Origin of the sequence: Streptococcus sp. SS-4456, assembly GCF_036680365.1 — a bacterium.
Classification (GTDB): Bacteria; Bacillota; Bacilli; order Lactobacillales; family Streptococcaceae; genus Streptococcus.
In genome coordinates this window covers 1-21,136 of the sequence record NZ_JAVIHI010000024.1, presented here as the reverse complement: position 1 = coordinate 21,136, position 21,136 = coordinate 1, and the positions used below count along the sequence as shown (strand labels likewise).

22 protein-coding genes and 1 other annotated feature are annotated in these 21,136 nt (G+C 41.4%); of the genes, 2 read left to right on the top strand and 20 right to left on the bottom strand.

Annotated elements, in window-relative coordinates:
* Positions 1-63: 63 nt before the first annotated feature.
* From RFK25_RS07595 to nth, 7 genes are all read right to left on the bottom strand, one after another.
* Positions 64-1,131, bottom strand: a complete 1,068-nt coding sequence (locus RFK25_RS07595) for a pyridoxal phosphate-dependent aminotransferase (RefSeq protein ID WP_332412734.1) — start codon at positions 1,129-1,131, stop codon at positions 64-66.
* 30 nt (positions 1,132-1,161) lie between these two features.
* On the bottom strand, positions 1,162-1,887 hold the full coding sequence (gene trmD, locus RFK25_RS07590) for a tRNA (guanosine(37)-N1)-methyltransferase TrmD (protein WP_332412732.1): 726 nt from the start codon (positions 1,885-1,887) through the stop codon (positions 1,162-1,164).
* On the bottom strand, positions 1,877-2,395 hold the full coding sequence (gene rimM, locus RFK25_RS07585) for a ribosome maturation factor RimM (RefSeq protein WP_023370422.1): 519 nt from the start codon (positions 2,393-2,395) through the stop codon (positions 1,877-1,879). Before rimM ends, trmD begins: the two co-directional genes overlap by 11 nt.
* Positions 2,396-2,486: 91 nt before the next feature.
* Positions 2,487-2,867: a DUF5301 domain-containing protein gene (locus tag RFK25_RS07580; protein ID WP_332412731.1), complete on the bottom strand. Its 381-nt coding sequence runs from the start codon at positions 2,865-2,867 to the stop codon at positions 2,487-2,489.
* A gap of 68 nt (positions 2,868-2,935) precedes the next feature.
* Positions 2,936-4,273 carry an MATE family efflux transporter gene (locus RFK25_RS07575; protein WP_332412730.1) on the bottom strand — a complete coding sequence of 446 codons (1,338 nt, stop codon included), beginning with the start codon at positions 4,271-4,273 and terminating at the stop codon, positions 2,936-2,938.
* A gap of 69 nt (positions 4,274-4,342) precedes the next feature.
* A complete protein-coding gene (gene guaC / locus RFK25_RS07570; protein ID WP_332412728.1) occupies positions 4,343-5,326 on the bottom strand; it encodes a GMP reductase in 984 nt (327 codons plus the stop codon).
* A gap of 292 nt (positions 5,327-5,618) precedes the next feature.
* The gene (gene nth, locus RFK25_RS07565; RefSeq protein ID WP_332412727.1) at positions 5,619-6,242 is read right to left on the bottom strand and encodes an endonuclease III; all 624 of its coding nucleotides are present in this window, start codon (positions 6,240-6,242) and stop codon (positions 5,619-5,621) included.
* Positions 6,243-6,341: 99 nt separating this feature from the next.
* Here nth and RFK25_RS07560 point away from each other — a divergent pair, with 99 nt between their 5' ends.
* A complete protein-coding gene (locus RFK25_RS07560; RefSeq protein ID WP_332412726.1) occupies positions 6,342-7,184 on the top strand; it encodes an NAD(P)H-hydrate dehydratase in 843 nt (280 codons plus the stop codon).
* 108 nt (positions 7,185-7,292) lie between these two features.
* Here RFK25_RS07560 and RFK25_RS07555 read toward each other — a convergent pair whose 3' ends face one another.
* The 7 genes from RFK25_RS07555 to RFK25_RS07525 all read right to left on the bottom strand — a co-directional run bounded on the left by RFK25_RS07555 (position 7,293) and on the right by RFK25_RS07525 (position 14,295).
* Positions 7,293-8,363, bottom strand: coding sequence for an ABC transporter substrate-binding protein (locus RFK25_RS07555; RefSeq protein WP_332412725.1), 1,071 nt, complete (start codon positions 8,361-8,363; stop codon positions 7,293-7,295).
* Positions 8,363-9,133 (bottom strand): ABC transporter permease, encoded by a 771-nt coding sequence (locus tag RFK25_RS07550; RefSeq protein ID WP_172081805.1) that lies wholly within the window; start codon positions 9,131-9,133, stop codon positions 8,363-8,365. Before RFK25_RS07550 ends, RFK25_RS07555 begins: the two co-directional genes overlap by 1 nt.
* Entirely contained in the window at positions 9,133-9,933 is an 801-nt protein-coding gene (locus RFK25_RS07545; RefSeq protein WP_172081803.1) for an ABC transporter permease, read from the bottom strand. Before RFK25_RS07545 ends, RFK25_RS07550 begins: the two co-directional genes overlap by 1 nt.
* On the bottom strand, positions 9,917-11,071 hold the full coding sequence (locus RFK25_RS07540) for a polyamine ABC transporter ATP-binding protein (RefSeq protein ID WP_105109411.1): 1,155 nt from the start codon (positions 11,069-11,071) through the stop codon (positions 9,917-9,919). The genes RFK25_RS07545 and RFK25_RS07540 overlap by 17 nt, the downstream gene beginning before the upstream one ends.
* Positions 11,072-11,108: 37 nt before the next feature.
* The gene (gene murB / locus RFK25_RS07535) at positions 11,109-12,017 is read right to left on the bottom strand and encodes a UDP-N-acetylmuramate dehydrogenase (RefSeq protein WP_332412718.1); all 909 of its coding nucleotides are present in this window, start codon (positions 12,015-12,017) and stop codon (positions 11,109-11,111) included.
* A 127-nt stretch (positions 12,018-12,144) separates the two neighbouring features.
* Positions 12,145-13,005 carry a homoserine kinase gene (gene thrB, locus RFK25_RS07530; RefSeq protein WP_332412717.1) on the bottom strand — a complete coding sequence of 287 codons (861 nt, stop codon included), beginning with the start codon at positions 13,003-13,005 and terminating at the stop codon, positions 12,145-12,147.
* 3 nt (positions 13,006-13,008) lie between these two features.
* Positions 13,009-14,295, bottom strand: a complete 1,287-nt coding sequence (locus RFK25_RS07525) for a homoserine dehydrogenase (RefSeq protein WP_332412713.1) — start codon at positions 14,293-14,295, stop codon at positions 13,009-13,011.
* 105 nt (positions 14,296-14,400) lie between these two features.
* Here RFK25_RS07525 and RFK25_RS07520 point away from each other — a divergent pair, with 105 nt between their 5' ends.
* Complete coding sequence (locus RFK25_RS07520) at positions 14,401-15,339, top strand: polysaccharide deacetylase family protein (RefSeq protein WP_332412711.1); 939 nt, start codon at positions 14,401-14,403, stop codon at positions 15,337-15,339.
* A gap of 42 nt (positions 15,340-15,381) precedes the next feature.
* On the opposite strand, the gene RFK25_RS07515 is transcribed toward RFK25_RS07520, so the two are convergent.
* The 6 genes from RFK25_RS07515 to rplJ form a co-directional block, all read right to left on the bottom strand.
* Complete coding sequence (locus tag RFK25_RS07515; protein WP_332412710.1) at positions 15,382-17,151, bottom strand: ABC transporter ATP-binding protein; 1,770 nt, start codon at positions 17,149-17,151, stop codon at positions 15,382-15,384.
* 8 nt (positions 17,152-17,159) lie between these two features.
* Entirely contained in the window at positions 17,160-18,896 is a 1,737-nt protein-coding gene (locus RFK25_RS07510; RefSeq protein ID WP_332412709.1) for an ABC transporter ATP-binding protein, read from the bottom strand.
* Between the two features lie 194 nt (positions 18,897-19,090).
* The gene (locus RFK25_RS07505; RefSeq protein WP_332412707.1) at positions 19,091-19,333 is read right to left on the bottom strand and encodes a KH domain-containing protein; all 243 of its coding nucleotides are present in this window, start codon (positions 19,331-19,333) and stop codon (positions 19,091-19,093) included.
* A 21-nt stretch (positions 19,334-19,354) separates the two neighbouring features.
* Positions 19,355-19,627 carry a 30S ribosomal protein S16 gene (rpsP, locus tag RFK25_RS07500; RefSeq protein ID WP_024392238.1) on the bottom strand — a complete coding sequence of 91 codons (273 nt, stop codon included), beginning with the start codon at positions 19,625-19,627 and terminating at the stop codon, positions 19,355-19,357.
* A gap of 267 nt (positions 19,628-19,894) precedes the next feature.
* The gene (gene rplL, locus RFK25_RS07495) at positions 19,895-20,257 is read right to left on the bottom strand and encodes a 50S ribosomal protein L7/L12 (protein ID WP_105108607.1); all 363 of its coding nucleotides are present in this window, start codon (positions 20,255-20,257) and stop codon (positions 19,895-19,897) included.
* 65 nt (positions 20,258-20,322) lie between these two features.
* Complete coding sequence (rplJ, locus tag RFK25_RS07490) at positions 20,323-20,817, bottom strand: 50S ribosomal protein L10 (RefSeq protein ID WP_002936486.1); 495 nt, start codon at positions 20,815-20,817, stop codon at positions 20,323-20,325.
* A gap of 26 nt (positions 20,818-20,843) precedes the next feature.
* Positions 20,844-20,978, bottom strand: a sequence feature (ribosomal protein L10 leader region).
* Positions 20,979-21,136: the final 158 nt, after the last annotated feature.

The window sequence follows — 21,136 nt, the reverse complement described above, 5'->3', positions numbered from 1 at the left end:
TCAATCATTTTCTAGCAAATTCTTTCAAAAATTGTCTATTTTCTTCCAAAAAAGAACAATCTCTTACGAAATTGCTCCCTTTTCTATCATTGAACTAATCATCTCTTTAAGCATAGCCATCTCTTCTGGACGTCCAACGGACAGGCGAATGTAACCTGCTAATTTCCCTGTTGGATAGTACTTGAAATTCCAATCTTTTGCTAAGGCTTGTTGATGAAACACTTCTGCCCACGGCGCCTTGAAGGTTACAAAACTGGCCTGACTTGGCAACACTTGGCAGCCATCTAACTGATCTAAAAATGACATCATCTCTTGACGCAGTTTGACAATTGTTTCAACCGTTTCTGTTACTTTATCTTTGTAATCCAAGGCAACTGTAGCCATATGAGCCGTTAAGTTGGATAGACTAAAAGGTGGAATAACCTTGTCTAGTTCATAAACAAGCTCTTCACTTCCAACTGCGAAACCAACTCTTAAGCCTGCTAGACCAAAAGCTTTAGAAAGTGTGCGTAAAACTAAGACATTCTCATAGGCTTCAAGTCGACTGATGAAACTTTCAACTTCCGCAAATTCAATATAGGCCTCGTCAATAACCAGCAATCCCTTGAAAGAGCTCGCTAGCCTTTCCAAATCTTCCATAGAATAGGCAACCGATGATGGATTATTTGGGTTGGAAATCATGAGAATTTTTGCATTGGTTTCCTGAGCACGCGCCAACAAGTTCTCAACTGGCAAAACCAAGGTCCCATCTTTCTCTTCCAAGTCAATGGCTTCAAATCGACTACCATGCATCTGGTTATAGGTTTCATACATGAAGAAATCAGGATTGACCGTCAAGAATGTATCATCCTTCTCCATAAAGGTGGAAACAATCATATGAATGAGGTGGTCAGAGCCAACTCCCACCGTCACTTGTCTGGGATTTACTCCAAGATAGGTCGCATATTTCTCAATCAGATTTGAGTATGTATTGTCACCGTAAAAGCTCAATTGACCAACTTCTAAGCTCTCTAAGGTCTTTTGCGGTAAAAAGGACCAATCAATAATGCGATTTTCATTATTGCCCAAGTCAAATCTAGCCTTATGTTTTATTTTATAAGGTTGGTAGTCTTCAAATACCTGACGTTTCATAATTTTCTCCTTTGAACATGAAAACACAGTCTAATCAACTGTGTCTTCTGCTTTGATTTTTTCAAAAATAGTTAACTCTTCAGCTGTAAAGTTATAATTTCCCAACAAATCTGGACGACGTTGATAGGTTTTTCGTAGGCTTTCTTCCAGACGCCATTTTCGAATATTTTCATGGTGGCCACTCATGAGAACATCTGGCACTACCATCCCTCGATATTCGTAGGGACGAGTGTACTGAGGATATTCCAGTAGACCAGAAGAAAAACTATCATCCGTATGGCTGACTTCCTTGCCAATGACCTCTGGAATTAAACGAACAGTAGCATCAATCATCGTCATGGCCGCCAATTCCCCTCCGGTTAGAACATAATCTCCGAGAGAAATCTCGTCTGTCACCAGGGTCTTAATCCGCTCATCATAGCCCTCGTAATGACCACAGATAAAAATCAACTGCTCTTCCTGTGCCAATTCTTCAGCATAGGACTGATTAAACGTTCTACCCGCAGGATCCAACAAGATAACACGGGGCTTGGTTTGTTCAATGCTATCCATGGTGTCAAAAATCGGTTGAGCTCGGAGTAACATCCCTTGACCACCGCCGTAAGGCTCATCATCCACATGGCGAGCCTTTTCAGCTTTCTCACGAAAATTATGGTAGTTGATTTCCAGCAAGCCCTTGTCACGTGCCTTGCCCACAATAGAATGTTCTAGCGGAGCAAACATTTCTGGGAAGAGGGTCAAAATATCAATTCTCATCGTCCAAGCCCTCAAGCAATTCCACATCTACGCGATTGTTTGGAATATCAATGTTTAAGACAACGGGCGGAATGTAAGGCAAGAGCAGGTCTTTCTTCCCTTTGCGTTTGACCACCCAAACATCATTAGCGCCAGGTTGTAAGATTTCCTTGATTTGTCCAATCAATTGGTCATTTTCATAAACATCCAAACCGATAATTTCATGGTAATAAAACTCACCATCTTCAAGGTCGGACAAATTTTCTTCCGCAATTTTCAAACTAAAGCCCTTGTACTTCTCGATATCATTGATGTGGTACATACCCTTGAACTTGATAATATCAAAGTTCTTAGCCTTACGGTGACTAGCAATTTCCACTTCCATGACAAACTGGTCCTTGTCATTAAACAAGGCCAATTTTGCACCCTTTTTAAACCGTTCTTCTGCAAAATCCGTTACAGATAAAACACGCATTTCTCCTTGCAAGCCTTGGGTGTTAACAATCTTACCTACGTTAAAATAATTCATAATTTCTCCATCTGATTTTCTATCCCTTTATTTTAACATGATGAGGTTATTTTCTCAAGCAAAGAAAAAAGCCAGATTGCTCCGACTTCTTCTAGTCTATTAACTTGGACAAGGACTTTTTGGTCCTGACTGTCAACTCATAAGGAAACTCCAGATAGGTCTTGCCATTTTTTTCATAGAGATAGGCTATTTTGTTATTGGGATGAAAGGTTAGTTGATAATATTCCTCTACCCCGACTGGCTGGTCATGGTTGCTAGCATTTTTGAAAAGATGGGGATGAATTTGGGTAAGCTCTGACAGAAAATCGCTCATTTCGCTACCTTCCAAAGTTTTTATCTCTAAACTATCTTGATTGCTGATAATAATCTGGTCAGCTTGAGGGAAACTGATTTCAGTTTTCTTCATATACTGATAAGCAAGTAAAAAGCAGATACAAGATAAAATAATACCAATCAACCATTTCATTTTCATATAAGAACCCAACCTTTTTTAGTAAATTATATCAAGCTCAAAAATCTGTCAAGCAAAAACTTAGAAATCTATTGAACACTAGCAATTTTCTTCAAACGCAATCTTAGAGCAATCCCGCAAACAAAAATACCTGAAATCAGACCAATCCAATAGGCTTCCGGTCCCAGTTGGAAAAATCTTTCCAGGAAAAAGGCAACCGGAAAGGTCATGGACCAATAAGCAACTAGGCCAAGTACAAATGGAACAGTTGTATCCTTGTAACCACGCAAAATTCCTTGAATTGGTGCTGTATAGGCATCGGCTAATTGAAACATGAGAGCAAAGCTTAGAAAATGTGACGTTAGTCGGACAAAGTCTGTATCATTTCCATAGAGAAAGGCAACTTTGGAGCGGAAAAAATAAAGGAAGGTTAAGGTCAGCCCTGCAAAGCCTAGCGCTGCTAAGCGTCCCAAACGGCTGTAGGCTTTTACATCTAGAGGTCGTTTTGCACCCACTTCATAGGCAACCACAATAGCCAAGGCTGAGGATACCGATGATGGAAATGCATATAACAAGGTTGCAAAGTTCATGGCTGCCTGATGAGCCGCGATAATCTGAGCAGAAAATTTTGCCATGTAAAGGCCAACAACTGCAAAAATAGCCACTTCTGCAAAAACTTGCAAACCAATTGGCAACCCAATTTTCAAGCCTTCCTTCAATAAAGAAAGGTCAAGCGGACTCCACCGCCAAATCTGATAAGAAGAAATGATCTTATTTTTGCACATGACAAGGACAATTACGAGTAACACGGCCCAGTAAGCTAAAGCAGTACCCAATCCAGCACCTGCTCCGCCCAGGGCCGGTAGGCCCATTTTCCCATAAATCAAGAGATAGTTAAAGAGGCTATTAAAGGGAACCAGAAGCAACATGAGGTACATAGATAGGCGGGTCAAACCTAGGGCGTCGAAAAAGGATCGGCAGACGCTGAAGAGTAAGAGGGGCAAGATGCCGATGGAGATATAGTAGAGGTACTGCCGACCGACCTGAAAGACAGCTTCGTCCAAGTCAAAACGAGACAGAGTCGGAACGGCAAAAAGATAGACCAATAGTAAGAGGATTCCCGTCAGTCCTAGGGCCAAATAGACAAACTGATGAAACTCTTGCCGAATCTTTGACTTCTCTCCTTGTCCTAGATATTGAGCAATGATTGGAACAAGCGCAGATACGATCCCCGTCAAAAATGAGAACAGGGGATTCCAAAGACTTGTCGCCATGGAAACACCTGCTAAATCCATGGTACTGTACTGACCAGTCATCATGGTGTCAATAAAAGATGCGGAGTAATTAGCAAATTGATAAATTAAAATAGGCAAAAATATTTTGATAAAGAGCCAGAGCTTCTCATTGTTATTTCTTGTTTGGTACATACTTATTCTCTTTCAATTTTATACAAATATTGTAACAAGAAAAGGACCTGCATTGCAAGTCCTCTTTGACTAGATAGAATCCCCATTCCAGATTGAATTTTTTACAATTACATAATCCACGTGCTTCAAGCTGGTAATGTCACGACCGCCAGCATAAGAAATGGATGATTGCAAATCTTGCTCCATTTCAATCAGCGTATCTTTCAAGTGACCTTTGGCTGGCAGGAGAATTTTTTTGCCTTCCACGTTCCTATAAGCACCTTTTTGGTATTCAGATGCAGAGCCATAGTATTCTTTAAACTGTTTGCCGTCTACTTCTACCGTCTTACCTGGGCTTTCGATGTGACCAGCAAAGAGGGAACCAATCATAACCATGCTTGCACCGAAACGGATAGATTTGGCAATATCTCCGTGGGTACGGATACCACCGTCCGCAATAATTGGCTTACGAGCAGCTTTTGCACACCAACGAAGGGCAGCCAGCTGCCAACCGCCTGTACCAAAACCAGTTTTGACCTTGGTGATACAGACCTTACCAGGACCAATTCCAACTTTTGTTGCATCCGCACCAGCATTTTCCAATTCTCGAACAGCTTCAGGAGTGCCGACATTACCTGCAATGACAAAGGTATCAGGCAATTCTTTCTTGATATGCTTGATCATTTTAATCACGCTATCCGCATGACCATGCGCAATATCAATGGTAATAAACTCAGGCGCGTCAGCTTTTAAACTAGAAACAAAGTCATATTCATAGTCTTTCACACCAACCGAGATTGAAGCAATCAAACCTTGGTCATGCATGCGTTTCACGAAAGGAATACGCCCCTCTTCATCAAAACGGTGCATGATGTAAAAATAACCATCTTTGGCCAACATTTCTGCCACATCTTCATCCAAGATCGTCTGCATATTGGCTGGAACAACTGGCAATTTAAAAGTGTATTTTCCGAGTGTTACAGATGTATCTGCCTCTGAACGGCTATTGATGATACATTTGTTTGGAATGAGCTGAATATCTTCGTAGTCAAAAACAGGTGTCTCATTAAACATGGGCTTCTCCTCTGTTCGTTTTTAAATGATTTTTGTAGTAGGAAACAGGATTTTGTTCGCTTTTCCTTAACCGACATCTATTATTATAGTCCATTGTTTGTTTTTTGTCAATATACTTTGTACATCATGTTTAAACGTTCGTTTATTATCGTTTTATATAAGTAAAACAGGATTGAATATTCGTCAAATTCCGTTTTAGAAGACATTCTATTGAATATTTCTAAAAACGTTCTGATTTTACTGGAAATTTTTGACAAGAATACGAAAAAAATCTCCAAAAACTGAAGATTTTTTACTCAAATTCATATAATTGTGGAAATTTATCACATTCAGGATTTTTGGGATGGCAGACTTCTCGTCCAAAATAAATCATGGCCTGGTGGGCTGGCAGCCAGAGTTCTGGTGGTAAGACCTCCATGACCCGCTTTTCCGTTTCCAGAGGAGTAGTCGATTTTTTGACAATGTCGTGGTGTTTGCAGATCCGACCCACATGGGTATCGACTGCGAATGCAGGAATGCCAAAACCGACACTCAACACCACATTGGCCGTTTTTCTCCCCACTCCAGCCAAGGCCTCTAATTCTTCCCGTGTCTGTGGGACAACGCCATCGTGTCGGTCCAACAACTGCTGGGCGCATTCTTTCAAAAACTTGGCCTTATTACGGTACAAGCCCAAGCGAGAAATGTAGGGCTCGATGTCCTTCACCTCTGCTGCTGCCATAGCTTGAGGCGTTGGGAAAGCCTCGAATAAACCTGGGGTTGCCTTGTTAACTGCAGCATCCGTTGTCTGAGCTGACAAAAGTACTGCGCAGACCAATTCAAAATGGTTGCGGAAATCCAGACTAGGCTGAGCATCAGGATAAAGGGCGATGATTTCTTCTATAACTTTTCTAGCACGTTTCTTTGATAATACCATATGTCCATTATAGCATGAAAAAGATGATTTTTCTAAAAAGTTAATTGCAAATGCCACTGAAACTCATGCTATAATAATCTATGAAAGGAGTTGACAATTATGGATTTACAAGAACTTTGTAGGCAGGTCATTCAGGAACGACCTATGAACAGCCACAAGGGAACCTTCGGCCGTGCCTTACTGATTGGCGGACTTTACCCTTACGGTGGCGCCATCATCATGACTGCCCTAGCCACTGTCAATAGCGGAGCTGGCTTGGTTACTGTCGCTACTGAAAATGAAAATATTCCAGCACTGCATAGTCACCTGCCTGAAGCCATGACCTTTTCAGTTGATGACAAAGACTTACTCCTAGCTAACTTAAAACATGCTGACCTGGTATTGATTGGTCCGGGTTTGGGGGACAATAGCCGAGCAGAAAACCTAGTTGACCTTGTACTTGAAAATGTGTCAGAAAAACAAATTCTTGTCCTGGATGGCTCTGCCTTGACCTTGATAGCCAAACAGAACAGGAAAATTTTTCCCTGCAAACAGGTTATCCTAACACCCCACCAAAAAGAATGGGAAAGATTGTCCGCCATCCCTATTGCCCAACAAACAAAACAGACCAATCTTACCGCCTTAAAAGAATTTCAAAAACATACCATTTTAGTCGCCAAGAGTTCATCTAGCCATGTCCTGCAAGCCAATCCTGAGCAAATCACACCAATAACTGCTGGTGGTCCCTATCAAGCAACTGGAGGAATGGGCGATACGCTTGCTGGTATGATTGCAGGATTTGCCCTGCAATTTCCACATGTAGGACTATATGATAGAGTTGTGACTGCCACCTACCTTCATTCCTACATCGCTGACCAATTAGCACAGCAATTCTATCTTGTAAAACCTACAGACATTTCGAAAGAAATTCAGAAAATGATGAAAGATTTTCAAACCAACTAGAGATGATAATAAAAGTCCTTCCCAGCAGGTATCCCATTTGCAACATATAGATAATCAATAGAAAACAGTAAAACCACTAGTTCAGAATTGTCCTAGTGGTCTTTTGTCTTATTTCCGATACATCTTGAACTGGAGATAAAGATCATTGTACATTCCCAGCATCTCTTGTCCGAGGTTATCATAGACTTCCATCTTCTTCATGGTTTCTTCTGAAGGATAGAAGGATTCATCGTTCTGAGTTTCTTCATCCAACATGGCTTTTGCTGCAGGAATTGGTGTTGAGTAACCAACATATTCAGCATTGCGCAGTGCATTTTCAGGACGGAGCATGAAACTCATAAAGGCATAGGCACCGTCCAAATTCTTAGCGGTTTTTGGAATGACCATGTTATCAAACCACAGGTTGGAACCTTTTGATGGTACGATGTAACGTAGATTTTCATTGCCATCCAACATTTCACTGGCTTCACCAGAGAATGATACCGCAGTTGCTGCCGCATCCTGTATCATGTAGCCCTTGATTTCGTCAGCTACGATAGCCTTAACATTTGGTGTCAAATTGTAAAGATGTTCAGCAGCTTTTTCGATTTCAGCTGAATTTGTTGAGTTTAGGCTATAACCTAAAGATTGTAGCCCAAATCCCATCACTTCACGAACACCATCGATCAACATGATATTGTCTCGGTATTCTTCAGACCATAAATCTTCCCATTCTTGAGGAGGATTTTCGACCATGGTTTCATTATAAACAATTCCCAAGGTTCCCCAGAAATAGGGGATGGAATAATCATTGTTCTTATCAAAACTCAAGCCCATGAATTGTGGATCAATATTTTCCAAACCTTCGATTTTCGACTTGTCCAATTTGATGAGCATATTCTCTTCGGTCATCTTGGAAATCATATACTCAGATGGAATGGTCAAATCATAAGTGGTACCACCCTGCTTTATCTTGGTATACATGGATTCATTGGAGTCGAAAGTCTGGTAATCCACCTGAATACCTGTTTCAGCAGTAAATTCTTCCAGTAATTCTGGGTCAATATAATCTCCCCAGTTATAGATAACCAACTTATCCGTCGTTCCTTGAGTTGAATCAGCTTCGAGTTTATAACTGATTCCCCAAAGAATGAGAATAATGGCAATAATTCCTAGAAAAAATGAATATAAACGTTTCATTAGTTGGCCTCCTTTTCACGTGAGATGAAATAATAACCCACTACCAATAAGATTGAGAAAAGGAAAACTAAGGTTGACAGGGCATTGATTTCCAAAGAAATCCCTTGACGAGCCCGTGAGTAAATCTCTACAGATAGATTTGAGTAACCATTTCCCGTAACAAAGAAGGTCACGGCAAAGTCATCCAAGGAATAGGTAAAAGCCATGAAATAACCTGCAATAATCGCTGGTGTCAAGTATGGCAACATGATTTCTTTCAGCATTTGTGGCTGAGTTGCACCCAAGTCATAGGCTGCTGAAATCATATCGGCATTCATTTCCTTCAAGCGTGGCAAGACCATCAATACTACGATTGGAATAGAAAAGGCAATATGACTGAGCAATACTGAAACAAATCCAAGCTGGAAACCAATCATGGTAAAGAGAATCAGGAAACTCGCCCCAATCATGACGTCTGGTGCCACCATCAAAATATTATTGACAGACAAGAGCGCATTTTGAAAACGAGGTGTTGCCTGATAAATGTAGATAGCTCCAAAAGTTCCGATAATAGTCGCAATCAAAGAACTCAAGAAAGCCAAGAAAAATGTTTGCGCCAAAATCAGCATCAGACGGCTATCGCTCAACATGGACGAAAAATGCTCCAAGGTAAAGCCTGTAAAGCCGTTCATATCTCCACCCGCATTAAAAGCGTAGAAAATCAGATAGAAAATCGGCAAATAAAGAAGAAGAAAGGCAACCGTTAAGTAAATGTTTGCAAATTTTTTCATTATTTCTTCCTCTCTTTCGTCATCCACATAATCAAGAGCATGGCCAAAATCAAGACCACACCGACGGTTGAACCCATTCCCTGGTTTTGTGTGGTCAGGAAATGTTGTTCGATTGCTGTACCCAAGGTTATCACTCGGTTACCGCCAATCAAACGGGTCAACATAAAGAGGCTCAAACTCGGAATAAAAACTGCTTGTACACCTGAACGAACGCCGTTCATGGAAAGAGGGAAAATAACTTTTGTAAAGGTCTGCCAAGATGTAGCCCCTAAATCACGACTGGCATTGATTAAGTTCTTATCCAAATCATCCAAGGCGTTAAAGATTGGCAAAATCATAAATGGAATTTCAATATAGGCTGCAACAGCAATAAATGAGAAATCCGTGAAAAGAATTTGCTGGGCACCCAAGCCAATAAACTCTAAGAATTGGTTGACAGAACCATGTTGACCAAAAATACCAATAAAAGCATAGGCTTTCAGCAAAAGATTGACCCAGGTCGGCAAGATAATAAGCATCAACCAGAGTTGTCTATGCTTGAGCTTAGTCAAGAAGTAAGCTGTTGGGTAGGATACCAGTAGGGTAACTAGAGTAATAATACCTGCGTAAAAAATGGAGTTAAAACTCATACGCAGATAGGTCATATTTGGCGAATTGAAATAAGTTTGATAATTGGCCAGAGTGAAATTGCCATGAATATCAAAGAAAGACTTGAAGATAATCAGGGCAACGGGCGCGAGTACAAAGAGAAAGACCCATAGGGCATAGGGAATTGCAAAGAGCCTAGAGGTTTTCTTCATTGCGTTCCTCCTCGATGGCGTTAATTAAGCCATCTTCCACTTCTTCCACTTCCACATATTCTTCGATACGGGCATCAAATTCTTCTTCCGTTTCATTGAGACGCATGATATGGATATCTTCTGGCTCAAAGTCCAGACCGATGACTTCCCCCACGATAGCTTTACGAGTAGAGTGAATCATCCACTCATTTCCCAAATCATCGTAGGCAATGATTTCATAGTGAACGCCACGGAAGAGTTGGGTATCTACTTTTACCTGCAATTTCCCTTCTTCTGGAAGTGTAATCTGCAAGTCTTCTGGACGGATAACGATTTGAACTTCCTCATTTGGTCGCATACCGCCATCCACAGCTTCGAAGCGTTTGCCGTTAAATTCAACTAAATAGTCTTTAATCATGCGACCAGACAGGATGTTGGACTCGCCAATAAAGGTGGCAACAAAATGGTTGATTGGCTCGTCGTAAATGTCCACTGGCGTTCCTGACTGTACAATCTCACCTTCATTCATGACGAAAATCCAGTCACTCATGGCCAGTGCTTCTTCTTGGTCATGGGTAACAAAGACAAAGGTAATCCCTAGGCGTTGTTGCAATTCACGCAGTTCATACTGCATTTCTGTCCGCAGTTTCAAGTCCAGGGCAGAAAGTGGTTCATCTAGCAAGACAACGCGAGGCTGGTTGATAATGGCGCGAGCAATAGCGACACGTTGTCGTTGACCACCAGACAATTTCTGAATGGAGCGTTTCTCGTAACCAGAAAGCCGGACCATTTGAAGAGCCTCTGTCACACGGCGTTCGATTTCAGCCTTGTCAACCTTACGCAATTTAAGAGGAAAAGCCACATTCTCAAAGACAGTCATGTGTGGGAATAGGGCATAGGATTGGAAAACGGTATGGACATCTCGCTTGTTAGTCGGAACATCGTTAATCCGTTGACCATCCAGATAAATATCACCTGAACTTGCATCCAACAAACCAGCGATGATATTCAAAATCGTTGATTTACCTGAACCAGAAGCTCCTAAAAGGGTATAAAATTTCCCCTCTTCCAATTCAAAACTAATATCCTTTAATACAGTTGTTCCGCTGTCTTCAAATACTTTTGAAACGTTCTTAAATTCAATAATTGGCTTTTTCAATTCTCATAAATTCCTTCTTTTTAACAGAGCCAGATGGCTAAAGTTTATCAGCTGGGTCGCCGATAATACGCACTTCTCTCTCCAGTGTAACGCCTGAAGATTTTTCAACAACTTCGATAACGTGGGCAATCAGATTTTCATAATCCTTTGCTGTACCATTCTCGACATTGACCATAAAACCAGCATGTTTTTCAGATACTTCCACACCACCAATACGGTAGCCTTTCAAGCCAGCCTCCATGATCAACTGACCAGCAAAATGACCTGGAGGACGCTTAAAGACTGAGCCACACGATGGATATTCCAGAGGTTGTTTCAATTCACGCAAATGGGTCAAACGAGCCATTTCATTTTGAATAACTGGGTGGTTACCAGGTTTTAGGGCAAATTTAGCAGATAAAACAATGGCACCATTCTCTTGTAAAATTGACGAGCGGTAGCCAAAACGCAACTCACGGTTATCCAAGGTTTCTACATAACCTGCAGGGGTCAAAATCTGAGCAGAAACCAGAATATGAGCGATTTCTCCTCCGTAGGCACCAGCGTTCATATAAACCGCTCCACCTATGCTACCAGGAATACCACAGGCAAATTCAAATCCTGTCAAGGAATGAAAAAGCGCAACTTTAGTTGTTTCAATCAAATTCGCCCCTGCTTCTGCTTCGATAGTATAGCCCGAAACAGTGACAGAATTGAGTTTGTCCATTCGGATAACAAATCCACGAATACCACCGTCCCGAACGATAATATTACTGGAATTTCCCAGTACTTGCCAGGGAATATTTTCACGTTTAGCAAATTCAACAATACGGACAATTTCATAACGGTTACGAGGAAATGCTAGGTAATCAACAGCACCTCCAACTTTTGTATAAGTATATTCTTTTAATGGCTCATCGAAGCGAATATCAATTCCTTCTAATTCCAGCCTAATTTTATCTTTCATCATCTTCTCATTTCAATTTAAAATATACAGGTCATATTATACCAAAAAACAGCTCAAAAAACGAATATAAATCCAGTTTCTAGGTAGAAATTTTTATAAAAAAAATCAGCTCCCGTGGAGCTGAATATTATATCACTTGAATACCCTTTGTATCCACCTGAAGAGGATGCACCGTTCCATCCAAGTCTAATTGCTCAAGGGCTGTTACAAGGGCAGCTTCCTTATCCTTTGAAGTCAAAACCATGACAGTTGGTCCTGCACCCGATAGATAGGTTGCGTAGGCTCCTAGTTCTTGTGCTGTTTGCTTGATTGGACAAAATTCTTTGACCAACAATTGGCGGAAGGGTTCGTGGAACATATCTGACTGAATGGCTTTCCCAGCCTTCTCCAAATCACCAGCCATCAAACTAGCAACAGCCACATTGGAAATGGCGCTGGCAGCAACAGCTTTTTTGTAGCCCATTTGCGAAGGTAGAACTCCACGACTTTCAACTGTGCGCAATGGGTAGTTTGGAATGAAGGCAACAAAACTTGCCGCCGGAAACGCTGTTACTACAGCCTGTACCTTCTTATTGACATAACTAGCAATAACCAGATTACCGTAAATCGCAGGAGCCACATTATCAGGATGCCCTTCAATTTCAGTTGCTTTAAGTAATTTTTCATCTGCAGTCATATTCAAGCCAGCCAGTTGGTTGGCCAACTCAATACCTGCTACAATAACAGAACTTGAAGAACCTAACCCACGCGCTAAAGGAATATCACTAAACATTTTAATCCGATGAGGCTGGAGGTTTTTAGCTACCTTCAAAGCTGTTTTGATAAGAAGATTATTCTTATCTGACGGCACATGGTCTAAATTATGTTCAATAATCCATTCATCAGTCTCTTCAAACACTTCAATCGTTAGATATTTCGAAAGGGCAACACCAACTGAATCAAATCCTGGTCCGAGATTGGCAGATGTTGCAGGGATAATAATTTTCATACCTTATTCTCCCAATACCTTAAATATATTTAAGACTGTAAAGTCTGATTCTTGAGCCAATTTAGCAGTCACATTTTCTAATTGTGTCTTGCTCATTTCATGAGTTACAATGACCAAGCGAGCAGTTTCACCATTGGCAGCTTGTTGCAGAATTTGCTTAAAGGAAATCTCTTCAGAATTGAAAATCTCTGCCAAACGAAGCATTTTTCCATTCTTATCTGGTGCAACAATTGAAAAGTAGTATTCGCTCTTAACATCGCTTGGAGCAGCTAATTGAAGTGGACGGCTGTATTCGTTAAAGGCTTTGCCGATTGTATTGTCTTTCAAGCGACGAACGATACGAATAATATCAGCTGTTACACTTGTTGCTGTTGGCTTCTGACCTGCACCTGGTCCATAATACATGGATTGACCAATTCCGATTGACTCGACAAAGACTGCATTCATCACACCATTTACGCTAGCCAATGGATGATTTTTAGGTAGGAAGGTTGGAGATACTTCGGCAGAAATACCAGAGGTGGTTTCTTGGATATCTCCCACAAGTTTAATGACATAGCCCAATTCTTGAGCCACTGCTACATCTTCTGGCGTAATGTTGGAAATCCCTTTGTGAGCTACATGGTCAAAATCAACCGTCATACCAAAGGCAAATTGACTGAGGATTACAGCCTTGTAGGCTGCATCGATTCCCTCAACGTCGTTGGTTGGGTCTGATTCTGCATAACCAAGTTCTTGAGCGGTTTGAAGAGCCTTATCATAGGTCCAGCCTTCGTCAACCATCTTGGTCAACATGAAGTTTGATGTACCATTCAAAACACCAAGGATACGAGTAACCTTGTCAGCAGCCAAAGAGTTGACTAAGGTACGCAAGATTGGGATACCACCAGCTACTGCAGCCTCATAATAAAGAGCCAGCCCCTTTTCTTCAGCCAATGCACGTAATTCGCTACCATGAACCGCCAACAAATCCTTGTTCGCTGTAACAATATGCTTACCTGCTTCCAAGGCGCGAGTGATAAAGGTTTTGGCTGGTTCGATACGGCCCATCAATTCAACGACGATGGCAATGTCCTCATCAGCTAAAATCTCGTCAATATTTGTAACAAAATTATAGTTATGTCCCGCAGCCAACAAACGTTCTTTCTCTGCATCATCTTTGACAAGAACTTTTGCAACCTCGATACTGTCCTGCGCTGCCTTTTCAATCTTTTCTGTATTCTCAGCTAGTAAAAACGGCACGCCACTTGCAACTGTACCAAAACCTAATAATCCAATCTTAACTACCATGTGATCTCCTTTAGAAAGTATTTCTCCTATTATATCAAATTGGCTAACCATTTGGCAAAAAATTTGATATAATCGTTATATACATATTTATAGGGAGAATTTCTCATGAAACATTCCAGACTGAATACTCTGAATAGAAAACAAAAGCGAAAAAGAAAGACTAGAATTGAGCGTTTCTTAGACCTACTCCCCCTAATTGTTTTGTTTACCATACTTGGCTTCCTCATCTTTCAAGTCACACAACAAATGACTGTAAAACAAGCTAGCACTTATTCCTACAGCACGCAGATAAAAGAAACTACTGCTACTACAACATCCAACACTTCTAGCTCAACTGCTATTACTTGGGAAGTTCAGTCTGAACCTGTCAAACTGCCTATTCTCATGTACCATGCCATTCATGTCATGGCACCCGAGGAAGCTCCAAATGCAAATTTAATTGTAGATCCTGCAACCTTTGAAAGTCACCTTAAAGCATTAAATGATGCGGGTTACTATACTTTATCTCCTGAAGAAGCCTATAAGGTACTAACTGAAAATGTTCTACCAGTTGGCAAAAAAGTTGTCTGGCTAACCTTTGATGATAGCCTATGGGATTTTTATAGCCATGCCTACCCTCTGCTCAAGCAGTATCAAATGAAAGCAACTAACAATGTCATTACAGGTTTTACTGAGTATGGACAGGCTGGACATCTAACCATTGAACAAATCAAGGAAATGCAGGCTGCAGGGCTCTCCTTCCAAGGCCACACAGTCAACCATCCTGACCTGGAATATAGCAGCTTCGAAACGCAAATATCTGAATTAACCTCGTCCAAGGCCTATCTAGATAACCAATTAAATCAAGAAACCATCGCCATTGCCTATCCAGGTGGACGCTACTCAGCTGATACCGTTGCCTTGACTGAGCAGGCTGGCTACAAGCTTGGCGTGACAACTAACAACGGCTTAGCTTCAGCAAGTGATGGGCTACTGACCCTCAATCGTGTTCGAATTCTACCAACTACTACAGCAGAAAATCTACTAGCTGAAATCGCCTATTAAGTACGAAACTCCCCTGTCTTCACTGACAAGGGAGTTCGTTTTTTATTTGGATTCACTAAACTGACTTTGATAGAGATTGTAATAGAAACCTTTATCTGCCAAAAGACTGTCATGGTTACCCTGTTCGATAATCTGTCCATCTTTCAAGACTAAAATCTTATCCGCTTCTTGAATGGTTGATAAGCGGTGGGCGATGACAAAACTTGTCCGTCCCTTCATCAAGCGTTTCATGGCCTTTTGAATCAAAAGTTCCAAACGGGTATCGACTGAAGAAGTCGCTTCGTCAAGGATTAGAATAGCAGGGTCTGCCAACAAGGCACGCGCAATGGTCAAAAGCTGTTTCTGACCTTGGGAGATATTGCTGGATTCCTGGTTCATTTCCATGTTGTAACCACCAGGCAGGGTACGGATAAAGTGGTCAACGTTTGCAGCTTTAGCAGCTTCCACAACTTCCTCATCCGTCGCATCCAGACGACCAAAACGCAGGTTTTCCTTGATAGTTCCTTCGTAGAGCCAAGCATCCTGCAAGACCATACCAAATTGACTACGGTAGGATTGACGTGAAAGATTTCGAATATCCTGACCATCCACCTTGATAGCACCGGAAGTGACATCATAGAAACGCATGAGAAGATTGATAAGGGTTGTCTTACCTGCTCCTGTTGGTCCAACGATAGCCACCATTTCACCCGGTTGAACATCCAGATTAAAGTTACGGATAAGCGGCTTATCTTCTGAATAGCCAAATTCGACCTGTTCAAAGCTGACTTGTCCGGTCAAACTAGATGTCAACTCCAGCGCATTGGCGTCTTCTTCGTCAAGCTCATCTAAGACTGAAAAGATGCGTTCAAGGGAGGATTTGGCAGACTGCAACTGGGGTGCCAACTGGGTCAAGGTTTGGACAGGCTGAGAAATCTGCCAGACGTATTGGACGAAGGCCTGCATATTACCGACTGTCAATGTACCTACAAGAACTTTCAATCCAGATAGCAAGGCAACGACGACATAGGCGATATTTGACAAGCCATGAACCAGAGGCATAAGCAAACCAGACATGAAGCTAGCCTTGAAACCAACTTCCTGCAAATCTGCGGTAATCTGGTGAAACTCTTCTGTAGAAATTTCTTCACGGCCGTAAAGTTTGAGAACGTTAAAACCAGTCAGATTTTCTTGGACAAAGCCATTCAATCGGCCAAGTGCATCCGCCTGTTGTTTGAAGTAGGGCTGAGATTTGCCCATGACAAACTTGGAACCGAAATAAGTCACTGGAACCAAGGTCACGACTACAAGTGCTAGGGAGACATCCAACCAGAAACACATGAAAATGGCTAGAGAGAGGGTCAGAACGGCATTGACTAGCTGGAGAAAACTTTGTTGCAGGGCGTTGGACACAGTTTCCACATCGTTGGTAAAACGCCCCAGTAGGTCACCATATTGGTGCTTATCAAAGTAAGAAACAGGAATTTTGTTAATCTTGTGACTCAAATCCTGACGCAATTCCTTTGTCGCACCCTGCACTGCTTTTGTCATAAAATAGTTGGAACCATAGGCGCCGATTTCATACATGAGGGCACGGAATGCGTACAGACCAAGCATGACGGCGATATAGGAAACATTTATCTGCGCCCCCTCTACCCCATTAGCAATATCCAGCAAATTCTTGGTCAATTCTGTAATGATAAGCCCCAGTACAAAGGGTTCTAAGGCGTTCATAACTGCGCTAATGGCCTTTAGAAAAACAGCTAAAAATACAGAAGATTGGTAGCGACGCAAATAGTCCCAAACACGAGTAAATACTGATTTATTCTTCATAAGTCCTCCTATTCTTCTGTCAAAGATTGACGGTTAAGCTGAGAATTGGCAATTTCACGATAAATCTCATTGCTTTCCATCAATTCATTGTGGGTACCGCGACCAACGATTTCACCTTCGTTCAACACGATAATTTGGTCTGCATCCATAATGGTTCCTACCCGCTGAGCCACAATCAGCACCGTCGCATTTTCCGTCACTTCTTTCAAACGGCTCCGCAAAATTGCATCCGTTTTATAATCCAAGGCAGAGAAGGAATCATCAAAGATATAGATATCGGGCTGTTTGACAATAGCACGCGCAATGGACAAACGTTGCTTTTGCCCGCCTGACAGGTTGCTTCCACCTTCTGCTAGATGGGTGTCGAATTTCTCTTCCTTACTCTCGATAAACTCCTTAGCCTGAGCCACATCCGTCGCATCATGAAGTTCAGCAAGACTAGCATCCATCTTACCGTACTTTAAGTTTTCAGCGATAGTTCCGGTAAATAGCAGAGCTTTCTGCGGAATAAAGCCAATCTTGCTGCGGAGTGCCTTCAGATTGTAGTGTCTGACATCCACACCGTCCACCAAGATACGACCAAGTGTCACATCATAGAAACGTGGAATCAAGTTGACCAAGGAAGACTTACCAGAACCTGTTGAACCAATAAAGGCAATGGTTTCACCAGGCTTAGCTTTGAAGGAAATATTGTGCAAAACAGGCGACTCTGTTTCACCAGGGTAGGCAAAGGTCACATTTTCAAATTCCAGATAACCACGAGTGTCTGTTTCAGTTATGCCGTCCTCATTCTTAGAAATAGAGATAGGCATGTCCAAGACTTCCTGAATCCGTTGGCTCGATACCGACATCCGTGGATACATGTTAAACAAGTTAGCAAAGAGCAAGAAGGAGAATAGAGCGTGGAAACTATATTCGATAAAGGCGACCAAATCACCGATTTGCAAACTACCATCTTTCAAAGGAGGCAGGGCAAACCAGACAATAGCCACAATCATGGCAATAATAATCTGCACAAATAGTGGCTCTGTCAGCGCAGTCAGGTTAAAGAGTTTTTTGGATGTTTCAGTATATTCTTCATTAACCTCTGCAAAACGAGTTTCTTGGAACTCTTCACGCGTAAAGGCACGAATGACCCGCAAGCCCATTAGATTTTCACGAACATACTGGTTAATTGTATCCAATCGTTTCTGTTGTTTTTCAGAGAGAGGACGAGTTTTAGTAGCTACATAGAAAATAACAAAAACTAGAAACGGCATAGCTACTGCTACTGTCCAGGCCAAGCTCGGACTGGTTACCAAGGTCATGATGACCGAGGCAACCATCATCAAAGGTGTGATAATTCCAAGCTTCAATACCATTTCTGAAAACTGCATCAAAACAAAAGCATCGTTTGTCATGCGAGCAACTAGAGAGGAAACGCCAATTTGTTCATATTCATGATGCGAATAATCTTGAATTTTTTCATATAAGTCGTTCCGAATATCCTTGACGATGTTGGTTGTCAACTGTCCAGCCGCATAGGCTAGAGTAATGCGTCCAAGAATACCAAGCAAAACAATCAAACCCATCATTCCTGCCCAATAATAGAGCTGACCAACATCATTTTTTGTAATCCCTTGGTCAATCATTCTTGCCAAAAATGTTGGCAGGCCCAGGTTTACCACTACAAATAAGAAGGCTCCCAACAAGTCTAAGGCAAGCCACTTGGGGTATTTTTTCAAATAAGTCCAAATCAGTCGCATAAATCCACCTTTCTATTTGCCGCTTCATTGAGCGACAGAAAATATATCACCCCCTAACTTTAGATGTATAGATCTAGTAAGACTGAGGGTTTTCCTACACTCTCATACGTCGAAATAATAAGAGTAAGCTAAATGATGATAAAAAGGGGCCTGGCCCCTTTGTCTAAGTTAAAAGCCACCATACGGTGACTTTCTTATTCTTTCTCGTCGATCACTAAACGAACTTTTTTATCACTTGTTGGAACAGAGTAGACAATCGTTCTGATTGCAGAAATTGTGCGCCCTTTTTTCCCAATGATACGTCCAATATCAGATTTATCCAAATCCAAATGATATTCTAAAAATTCAGGTGTATCAACAATTCTAATTGTCAAGCTATCAGGCTGTGAAATCAAAGGTTTCACAATCGCAATAATGAGATTTTCAATCATGTCCATAAGTGTTCTCGCTTACTGTTCTTATTTAGAGAATTTTTGCTCGTGGAATTTCTTCAATACGCCAGCGTTTGAAAGAAGGGCACGAACTGTATCAGATGGTTGTGCACCTTTTGCCAACCACTCAAGTACACGCTCTTCTTTAAGAGTTACTGAGTTTTCAGCCAAAAGTGGGTTGTAAGTACCAACTGTTTCGATGAAACGACCATCGCGTGGAGCGCGTGAGTCTGCAACGTTAATACGGTAGAAAGGTTTCTTTTTAGAACCCATACGAGTCAAACGGATTTTTACTGCCATTTTAAAATATTCTCTTTTCTTTATATTTTTTATTCGGTGAAATAGCAGAGCTATTTATCACATGTTCTATTATAACATACTTCGACCTGGTGTCAAGAAAAAAACTTGACAGGTTTTAAAAAAATCCATCCAACTTAAAATCGATTGGAAAATAGTATAATGTATTATTGTTAAATGGGATAATTTGCCCCTATTCAGACAAAAAAACCGCTACTCCGAAGAATTGCGGTTTAATCATGTTTTTAAGCTACTTGAGTAGTTACTTTATTATTTAAGAGTAACTGAAGCGCCTGCTTCTTCCAATTTAGCTTTGATTTCTTCAGCTTCTGCAGTTGCAACGCCTTCTTTAACCATAGCTGGTGCACCGTCAACAAGCTCTTTAGCTTCTTTAAGACCAAGACCAGTAATTTCACGTACAACTTTGATAACGCCAACTTTTTTGTCGCCAGCAGATGTCAATTCAACGTCGAATGAGTCTTTAGCTTCTTCAGCAGGACCAGCTGCAGCAACAGCTACAGGAGCAGCCGCAGTTACACCAAATTCTTCTTCGATAGCTTTAACAAGGTCGTTAAGCTCAAGGATAGTAGCTTCTTTAATTTCAGCAATAATGTTTTCAATGTTCAATGCCATTGTGATATTCCTCCAATTTAGGTTTTTAAATAGTTTGTAGCACTAAGCAGCTACGCTCTGACACATTAAGCAGCGTCTTCTTTTTCTGCAACAGCTTTGACAGCGTATGCAACGTTGCGAACTGGCGCTTGAAGTACAGAAAGCAACATAGAAAGCATGCCTTCGCGGTTTGGCAATGTAGCAAGTGCTTCGATTTCTTCTTTAGAAGAAACTTTGCCTTCTACAGCTCCACCTTTGATTTCAAGAGCATCAGCAGTTTTCGCGAAATCGTAAATTGTTTTAGCTGGAGCAACTGCATCGTTTGAGAATGCAACCGCAGATGGACCTACAAACAATTCTGCAAGACCTTCAAGACCAGCTTGCTCAGCAGCACGACGCAAGATTGAGTTTTTGATAACTTTGTACTCAACTTCTGCACCACGCAAGTTACGACGAAGAACTGTATCTTGTTCTACTGTCAAACCACGAGCGTCTACAACAACGATAGATGTTGCAGCTTTCATTTGCTCAGCAACGGCATTTACTAATTCCGCTTTTTTAGCGATAATAGCTTCACTCATTTTTTTACCTCCGTTTTTATTTTGGGCTAGGCACAAAAAAATCGCACCTAAACCTAGACACGAAAGTACAAATACGTTTATCTCAATAATCGTTTTGTGCCTCGGTAGGATGTTTACGAGTCTAGCTCCCCTACTGTCTTAGGTCAGTTTTTTCAAACCTCAATAATCATAACACAGTATTTTATAGAATGCAAGACTTTTCTCTTACTTTTTTGAAATTTTTTTCTCACGCACGTTGTCAAGTCAAGTGCAACAAGTTCATTGATAACTAGAGTTCCAGAGGTTAAGTTGTTTGGGCTAGCCCAAACAGGAATTTTGA

Coding starts and splice junctions, on each gene's coding strand:
- RFK25_RS07595 (WP_332412734.1), bottom strand. CDS start 1,131: ATGAAACGTCAGGTATTTGAAGACTACCAACCTTATAAAATAAAACAT.
- trmD (WP_332412732.1), bottom strand. CDS start 1,887: ATGAGAATTGATATTTTGACCCTCTTCCCAGAAATGTTTGCTCCGCTA.
- rimM (WP_023370422.1), bottom strand. CDS start 2,395: ATGAATTATTTTAACGTAGGTAAGATTGTTAACACCCAAGGCTTGCAA.
- RFK25_RS07580 (WP_332412731.1), bottom strand. CDS start 2,867: ATGAAAATGAAATGGTTGATTGGTATTATTTTATCTTGTATCTGCTTT.
- RFK25_RS07575 (WP_332412730.1), bottom strand. CDS start 4,273: ATGTACCAAACAAGAAATAACAATGAGAAGCTCTGGCTCTTTATCAAA.
- guaC (WP_332412728.1), bottom strand. CDS start 5,326: ATGTTTAATGAGACACCTGTTTTTGACTACGAAGATATTCAGCTCATT.
- nth (WP_332412727.1), bottom strand. CDS start 6,242: ATGGTATTATCAAAGAAACGTGCTAGAAAAGTTATAGAAGAAATCATC.
- RFK25_RS07560 (WP_332412726.1), top strand. CDS start 6,342: ATGGATTTACAAGAACTTTGTAGGCAGGTCATTCAGGAACGACCTATG.
- RFK25_RS07555 (WP_332412725.1), bottom strand. CDS start 8,363: ATGAAACGTTTATATTCATTTTTTCTAGGAATTATTGCCATTATTCTC.
- RFK25_RS07550 (WP_172081805.1), bottom strand. CDS start 9,133: ATGAAAAAATTTGCAAACATTTACTTAACGGTTGCCTTTCTTCTTCTT.
- RFK25_RS07545 (WP_172081803.1), bottom strand. CDS start 9,933: ATGAAGAAAACCTCTAGGCTCTTTGCAATTCCCTATGCCCTATGGGTC.
- murB (WP_332412718.1), bottom strand. CDS start 12,017: ATGAAAGATAAAATTAGGCTGGAATTAGAAGGAATTGATATTCGCTTC.
- thrB (WP_332412717.1), bottom strand. CDS start 13,005: ATGAAAATTATTATCCCTGCAACATCTGCCAATCTCGGACCAGGATTT.
- RFK25_RS07525 (WP_332412713.1), bottom strand. CDS start 14,295: ATGGTAGTTAAGATTGGATTATTAGGTTTTGGTACAGTTGCAAGTGGC.
- RFK25_RS07520 (WP_332412711.1), top strand. CDS start 14,401: ATGAAACATTCCAGACTGAATACTCTGAATAGAAAACAAAAGCGAAAA.
- RFK25_RS07515 (WP_332412710.1), bottom strand. CDS start 17,151: ATGAAGAATAAATCAGTATTTACTCGTGTTTGGGACTATTTGCGTCGC.
- RFK25_RS07510 (WP_332412709.1), bottom strand. CDS start 18,896: ATGCGACTGATTTGGACTTATTTGAAAAAATACCCCAAGTGGCTTGCC.
- RFK25_RS07505 (WP_332412707.1), bottom strand. CDS start 19,333: ATGGACATGATTGAAAATCTCATTATTGCGATTGTGAAACCTTTGATT.
- rpsP (WP_024392238.1), bottom strand. CDS start 19,627: ATGGCAGTAAAAATCCGTTTGACTCGTATGGGTTCTAAAAAGAAACCT.
- rplL (WP_105108607.1), bottom strand. CDS start 20,257: ATGGCATTGAACATTGAAAACATTATTGCTGAAATTAAAGAAGCTACT.
- rplJ (WP_002936486.1), bottom strand. CDS start 20,817: ATGAGTGAAGCTATTATCGCTAAAAAAGCGGAATTAGTAAATGCCGTT.